Here is a 5,337-nt window from a genome sequence, read left to right as displayed (position 1 = left end):
TCGACACGACCCCGGACCCGGGCAACGCACCGAACCTGCTCGAGTTGTACACGCTTCCGGAGGCGATCTACGAGGAGCCCGTGAACCTGCTCCTTATGGTCAACGGGAGCCCTGACCGTAGCGGACGCATCCGCAGGTATGGGGAGACCGTCCCGTCGACCATCCAGGACGCTGTTGCTGCCGCGAGTTGGCAGTACGGAGTTGAACCGGCCACGTATCGCGCTCTGGCCCGGCGCACCTAACGGAAGGAAACAGCATGTCCATGACGTACGCCGATGCCCTCTCGAAGGTGGGTGTCACCGTTCCCGATCATCTGATCGCTGACGCGGAGGTTCCCGTGCTGACGGGGCCACAGGCGCAGGGTGATCTCCTGATCGTCCCCATCACTCATACGACCGCCGCCCTCGAAACGGTCTCCGCGAAGGGGGTGCAGGTCGTGTTCGGTGAAGCGACGGGCAACTCTCACTGGCTCCACCAGGGATTCGACTCCCCTGGTGTGGAGTTCGCGCGGGTTCAGGACGGTCAGCGGATCGCTGTCGTGAAGGTTCCGGATGGGCAGTCCGCTCAGCTCATCCACACCGATGAGCACGGGTCGAACGCGATGGGTCCGGGTCTGTACGGCATCCACGAAAAGCGTGAGATGGCCGAGGAGATCCGTCGCGTGACGGACTAGTCGGGTGGCTCGGATGGTCGTAGGTGGGGTTCGACTCCCTGCCCGGGCACGTGGGGTGGGTTGGGCGTGCGGCCCGACCCGCCCCGATCACTGAGAACAGAGGAGAGATCGTGGATAAACACTGGTTGATGGGTCCGCTAGTCGCGCTCCCCATGAGCGCCGCTGCCGTCGCGATTGCGATAGCGCTAGTGATGGGCTCTGTCGCCACCGCGGAGGAGACGACGAGGCAGATCGCTTCGTGCTCCGAGGCGGGCGGGACGTTCATTGGTAAGTCTGGCGAGCCGACCTGCGAGATGCGCTGATGTCTGAGTTCACTGCAAGCAACGGGGTCAATGTGGTGAGTCGCGATAAGGGCGGCTACTTCACCGGCACGTTCGATTACGGAATCAACGGCATCTCAGCAGAGTGGGGCCAGGCGCTTCGTGAGTTCTTCCAGCATGAGCGTGACGAGGAACTCGGACGGTGGAGGTGGCCGGAGAGCCCTGACTACGTCGTCTACCCGCGAGACGACGACACTGTCTTGGTTCACCGCGAGAGCGATGGTCTCGGCTACGTGTTCTCCCGGAAGATGGCCCCTTATGCCGGGTTCCACGGTGATCTCGCGCCAGCCGGGGTCGCCTACTTCGATGCTCACCCGGTGCGGAAACCATGGCACGACGCAGTAGAGGGCGAAGTGTGGCTGATCACCTACAACGGCACCGAGTACCCGGCGATCTTCCAAGCCGACAGGTTCCGTGATCACGGCGGCTCATGGGATGCCGAGTCCATCACTGCTGGTCGTCGTATTTGGCCGGTGTCGGACTGATGGACGTGTGGAGTTACGGTCGCCGCCCCGCATCGAGTCGGCCTGCATATCGGGCGGGTCGGCGGGAGTGGGTGCGGGAAGCGTGGCGTGCGGTCGCTGTTGGGGTGTCCGTGTTTGTCCTGTTCATGACGGTCGCGTTCGCTCCGAGGCGGTCGTGGAAGTGACGGGGTGGTGCGTGTTGGAGCGTGCCGAACGGGTTGGTGTTGACGGGGTGTGTGGGGAGTGCGGGGAAGACCTGGACTTGTCCGCTGAGCCTGATGACAAGAGATGGAGAGAGCCGTGACAGATCACAACCCGTCGGACAGGTCCGCGTGGCTCGAACGCTACCCGGACGACATCAAGTATCTGATCGGCTCGCAGGTGGCGCCTGCCGACTACTGGAACGAGATCGAAGGCACGGCCGGATGGGCGGTGTTTCGCCTCAGTCGTCGTGTTGACGAGTTGTTCGAAGCCTTACGGAGGTCGTCGTGAGTCGTCTCGGATTCGGTTTGGTGGCCGCGGGTGCAGTTCTACTGCCCGCGGCCCTTCTCATTGGTGGACACAACGGGCTCACTGCTTTGGGTGTGGTGCTCGTGGTGTTCGGGATCAGCATGCAGACCTGGCACAGCATCCGCATCGGGGGAGCCGGCCGTGGCTGAGTGCGGGTGCACGCCAGGCACCAGTGAGAACGGATGGCACGAGATGCGGTCTCAAGCATGCCTGGACAAGGAACTCGAATCATGGCGTCGGCTAATCGACGCTGCGGTCTGGCGTGGCGTGGCCAAGGGGCTGATGAGGAGTGGTGAGCATCGTGGCTGAGTCTGAGGTTGACCGGTTGAACCGGAAACACAGCGAACACCTCACCGCATACAACAACGCCGAAGCGCAAGTCCGCCACAACGAGGAACACGGCATCACAGACGACTCCGCCATCCACCGGTTGCGGTATCTCGAAAGCCGTTTGAACCGGTTCGAGCTGCACCGTGAAGCAACCATGCGGGAACTAGGGGAGTGGCCATGATCACCGAAACCATGCCCGAGCAGGTTTACCACTCGCGTCCCGAGCTTTCGAGCACCGGGGCGCGTCGTCTTTTGGAGTCACCCGCGAAGTTCAACTACTGGCGGACACACCAGGAACCACCACGGGCCGCGTTCGACCTCGGCACGGCGGTACACACGAAAGTCCTCGGGACTGGTGCGACGACGATCGTCTACCCAGATGAGCATTTGACGCCGTCGGGGAACGTGTCAACGAAAGCCGCGACAGTCGCCTGGGAGCTTGAACAGAGAGCGAACGGGCTCATCCCGATCAGTGCGGCCGATGAGCGCCGCGTGAACGGGATGACCGAAGCAGTCCTCGCCAACGAGCACGCGAAGCAGATCCTCGAGGCGATCGCCGGCCGTGAGGTCACGATCATCAGCGACGTTGATGGTGTCGAATGTCGTGCACGGTTCGACCTGTACGACTTCGTCCGCGCCGCGGACCTCAAGACCGCCCGCGATGCTTCCCCCGGAGGTTTCAACCGTGCTGTCGGTCAGCACGGGTACCACATCCAGGAGCGTTTCTACGAGGACACCCACCGCGCGGAAACCGGCACCGGCTTGGAGTCGTTCCACTTCATCGTCGTGGAGAACACCGCCCCTTACCTGGTGGGGGTGTACGAGCTCGACTTCATGTGGGACGACATCGCGGCGAAGAAGACCAAGCAAGCCCGTGACCTGTACCGGGAATGCACCGACACGGGTGTGTGGCCCGGGTACGGGACCGCATCACTCACACCCCCAACGTGGGCCGTTTTCGAATCCGAAGAGGAAGAGATCCGGGTATGACCGACGAGACGATCACGATCACGCTTCCGGCGAAGCAAGCCATCCACCAGCACGTCGAGCATCTGCAAGCGACGCTCGCGAAGCGGAACGCGGAGATAGAGCGGCTTACCGAGAGGTTGCAGGAGGCCGAGGCGGGCGAACCGAACCAGGAAGCACTAGGTCGGGCTTACAAGCGGGGTTGGCAAGACGCCGCGACGCACCTGATGAACACCACTCAGGATGCCGCCCGAGCCCTCGGCAAGACCCGCAGAGACGCATGGGACATTTACCTGCGGGCCGAGAGGAACGACTTCTGATGGACATCTCAGATACCCTCGCCCCGAAGTCGGACCAGATGGACTACGTAGACCTTATCGCCGGTCCTAAGACGCTGACCATCAAGGCCGTACGCCGCGGGCCCTCGCCGGATCAGCCAGTGCAGATCGATTTCGAGGAGTTTGACCGGCCGTGGCGTCCCGCGAAGACCGTCAGACGTGTCCTCGCTGCGTGCTGGGGCACTGACTCAACTGTCTACGTCGGCCGTCGCGTCACTCTCTACGGCGACCCGACGGTGAAGTTCGCTGGGCAGGAAGTCGGAGGGATTCGTCTCTCGCACGCGTCCCACATCGAGGCGCCCGTGACAGCACCGCTCATGATCGCACGCGGGAAGAGCGCACCATTCACCGTTCAGCCCCTCACAGACGTACCGGCACCGCCTGACGGGTGGGAGGAAACCCTCGCCGGGGTCAAGTCGCTACCGGCGTTGCAGGCGTACTACGACGACGAAGCACACGCATGGTTCACCCCCGAAGTGAGAGACGCGTTCACGAAACGCAAGGAGGAACTGACATGACGGTTTCCGTGGATCCCTCAACGATCGAGGGCGTCAACCTTGACCAGGCGATCCCGTGCTGTGGGTGTGACAACGTCGCCGAGGACAGGGTAATCACTCGCTGCTGCGGTCAGGCGTACATGATGTGCCATCACTGCATCGACCAGTGGGCGGCACGGTACTCCCGGTGTGTCCTGTTTGGCGTGGTCATCCAGTGCGGGCACTGTGAGGCGCCGGTCCGTTCGTTGCCTGAGTTCATTCGGGTGGTTCCGCTGTGAGCCGCGCAACCCAGAAGGGCACCGAGTTCGAAACCCAAGTCGTCGGCTACCTGCAGCAAGTGTTCGGTACCCGCGACATCGTCCGCCGCGCGAAACAAGGCGCACGGGACACCGGAGACATCCACGGACTCCACTGCCGTGCCGGTCGGGTCGTCGCCGAACTCAAGAACCACGCCCGCATGGACCTCGCCGGCTGGTTGGGGGAAGCGGAACGGGAAAGAGGCGAAGACGACGCCGCCGTCGGGGCAGTGATCCACAAGAGAAGAGGTGTCGGGGTGAAACGAATGGGCGACCAGTACGTGACCATGTCCCTCCGCGACTTCGTCATCCTTCTCGGAGGTGAACCGTGATCTCAACGATGGGTAACGAACCCTCACCGCAGTTCGTGGAACGCGAACGGGAATGCTGTCTCGCGTGCAGACGCGGGACCCGTGCACACGGACAAATGCCCTGTGGACGAGCCCTCAACTGTGGGTGCCACCAGTGAGCCCGTCCGACACCACGGTCCGCTGCCGGGGATGCGGGAACACCGTCGGGAACTTCAACGACATGTCCCTCGGATCACGGCTCACCACCCACGACAGGGAATGCGTGTACCACCGTCGTTCAGCATGCCGACACAAAGGGCACTGCTACGAGAAGAGCACCAACCAAGAGGTTAGGAGCGATCAGCCTTGATCAGGCGAAGCGGACTTAAGTCCCAACACCTCCGACTCAAGAGTGACGATGGCGTTCGTGATCGCGTAAACGGCTCGTTCAACATCCACTCCGTCCTCGGAGAGCGCAACGAGAAGGCCCTCGAACATGACCGCGCTTGTCGGGAGGCGGTCCTCAAGGAAGTCCCGCTGGGTCTTGTAGTACCGGTGGGTTTCTTCGAAGTCGTAAGCCATGCCCGCACCGTAGCGGTTGGAGCGTCCCATGCCTAGGCTCCTGGATCTGTTCTGCTGCCAGGGTGGTGCAT

At 62.7% G+C, this 5,337-nt stretch carries 10 protein-coding genes; 9 read left to right on the top strand and 1 reads right to left on the bottom strand.

The window, feature by feature from the left end:
- The 9 genes from ACOJSN_RS00955 to ACOJSN_RS00915 all read left to right on the top strand — a co-directional run.
- On the top strand, positions 1–242 hold a 242-nt coding region (locus tag ACOJSN_RS00955; RefSeq protein ID WP_420110637.1), incomplete at its 5' end, for a hypothetical protein.
- 14 nt (positions 243–256) lie between these two features.
- Complete coding sequence (locus ACOJSN_RS00950) at positions 257–673, top strand: hypothetical protein (protein WP_420110636.1); 417 nt, start codon at positions 257–259, stop codon at positions 671–673.
- Positions 674–974: 301 nt separating this feature from the next.
- The gene (locus tag ACOJSN_RS00945) at positions 975–1,478 is read left to right on the top strand and encodes a hypothetical protein (protein WP_420110635.1); all 504 of its coding nucleotides are present in this window, start codon (positions 975–977) and stop codon (positions 1,476–1,478) included.
- Positions 1,479–1,757: 279 nt separating this feature from the next.
- Complete coding sequence (locus ACOJSN_RS00940) at positions 1,758–1,949, top strand: hypothetical protein (protein ID WP_420110634.1); 192 nt, start codon at positions 1,758–1,760, stop codon at positions 1,947–1,949.
- Between the two features lie 319 nt (positions 1,950–2,268).
- Positions 2,269–2,478, top strand: a complete 210-nt coding sequence (locus ACOJSN_RS00935; RefSeq protein ID WP_420110633.1) for a hypothetical protein — start codon at positions 2,269–2,271, stop codon at positions 2,476–2,478.
- Positions 2,475–3,287 (top strand): PD-(D/E)XK nuclease-like domain-containing protein, encoded by an 813-nt coding sequence (locus ACOJSN_RS00930; RefSeq protein ID WP_420110632.1) that lies wholly within the window; start codon positions 2,475–2,477, stop codon positions 3,285–3,287. The genes ACOJSN_RS00935 and ACOJSN_RS00930 overlap by 4 nt, the downstream gene beginning before the upstream one ends.
- A complete protein-coding gene (locus ACOJSN_RS00925) occupies positions 3,284–3,583 on the top strand; it encodes a hypothetical protein (RefSeq protein WP_420110631.1) in 300 nt (99 codons plus the stop codon). Before ACOJSN_RS00930 ends, ACOJSN_RS00925 begins: the two co-directional genes overlap by 4 nt.
- Positions 3,583–4,119, top strand: coding sequence for a hypothetical protein (locus ACOJSN_RS00920; RefSeq protein WP_420110630.1), 537 nt, complete (start codon positions 3,583–3,585; stop codon positions 4,117–4,119). Before ACOJSN_RS00925 ends, ACOJSN_RS00920 begins: the two co-directional genes overlap by 1 nt.
- A gap of 253 nt (positions 4,120–4,372) precedes the next feature.
- The gene (locus tag ACOJSN_RS00915; RefSeq protein WP_420110629.1) at positions 4,373–4,726 is read left to right on the top strand and encodes a hypothetical protein; all 354 of its coding nucleotides are present in this window, start codon (positions 4,373–4,375) and stop codon (positions 4,724–4,726) included.
- A gap of 318 nt (positions 4,727–5,044) precedes the next feature.
- Here the strand turns inward: ACOJSN_RS00915 and ACOJSN_RS00910 are convergent.
- On the bottom strand, positions 5,045–5,337 hold a 293-nt coding region (locus ACOJSN_RS00910; protein ID WP_420110628.1), incomplete at its 5' end, for a hypothetical protein.

This window comes from Pseudactinotalea sp. (assembly GCF_048594945.1).
In the GTDB taxonomy this organism is placed as follows: Bacteria; Actinomycetota; Actinomycetes; order Actinomycetales; family Beutenbergiaceae; genus Pseudactinotalea.
Note: the sequence above shows the minus strand (reverse complement) of the source record. Positions and strands in the feature narration are given on the sequence as shown.

Excerpts from the sequence above, each read along its gene's own strand:
- ACOJSN_RS00945 (WP_420110635.1), top strand. The coding sequence starts at position 975 with ATGTCTGAGTTCACTGCAAGCAACGGGGTCAATGTGGTGAGTCGCGAT.
- ACOJSN_RS00925 (WP_420110631.1), top strand. The coding sequence starts at position 3,284 with ATGACCGACGAGACGATCACGATCACGCTTCCGGCGAAGCAAGCCATC.
- ACOJSN_RS00920 (WP_420110630.1), top strand. The coding sequence starts at position 3,583 with ATGGACATCTCAGATACCCTCGCCCCGAAGTCGGACCAGATGGACTAC.
- ACOJSN_RS00930 (WP_420110632.1), top strand. The coding sequence starts at position 2,475 with ATGATCACCGAAACCATGCCCGAGCAGGTTTACCACTCGCGTCCCGAG.
- ACOJSN_RS00950 (WP_420110636.1), top strand. The coding sequence starts at position 257 with ATGTCCATGACGTACGCCGATGCCCTCTCGAAGGTGGGTGTCACCGTT.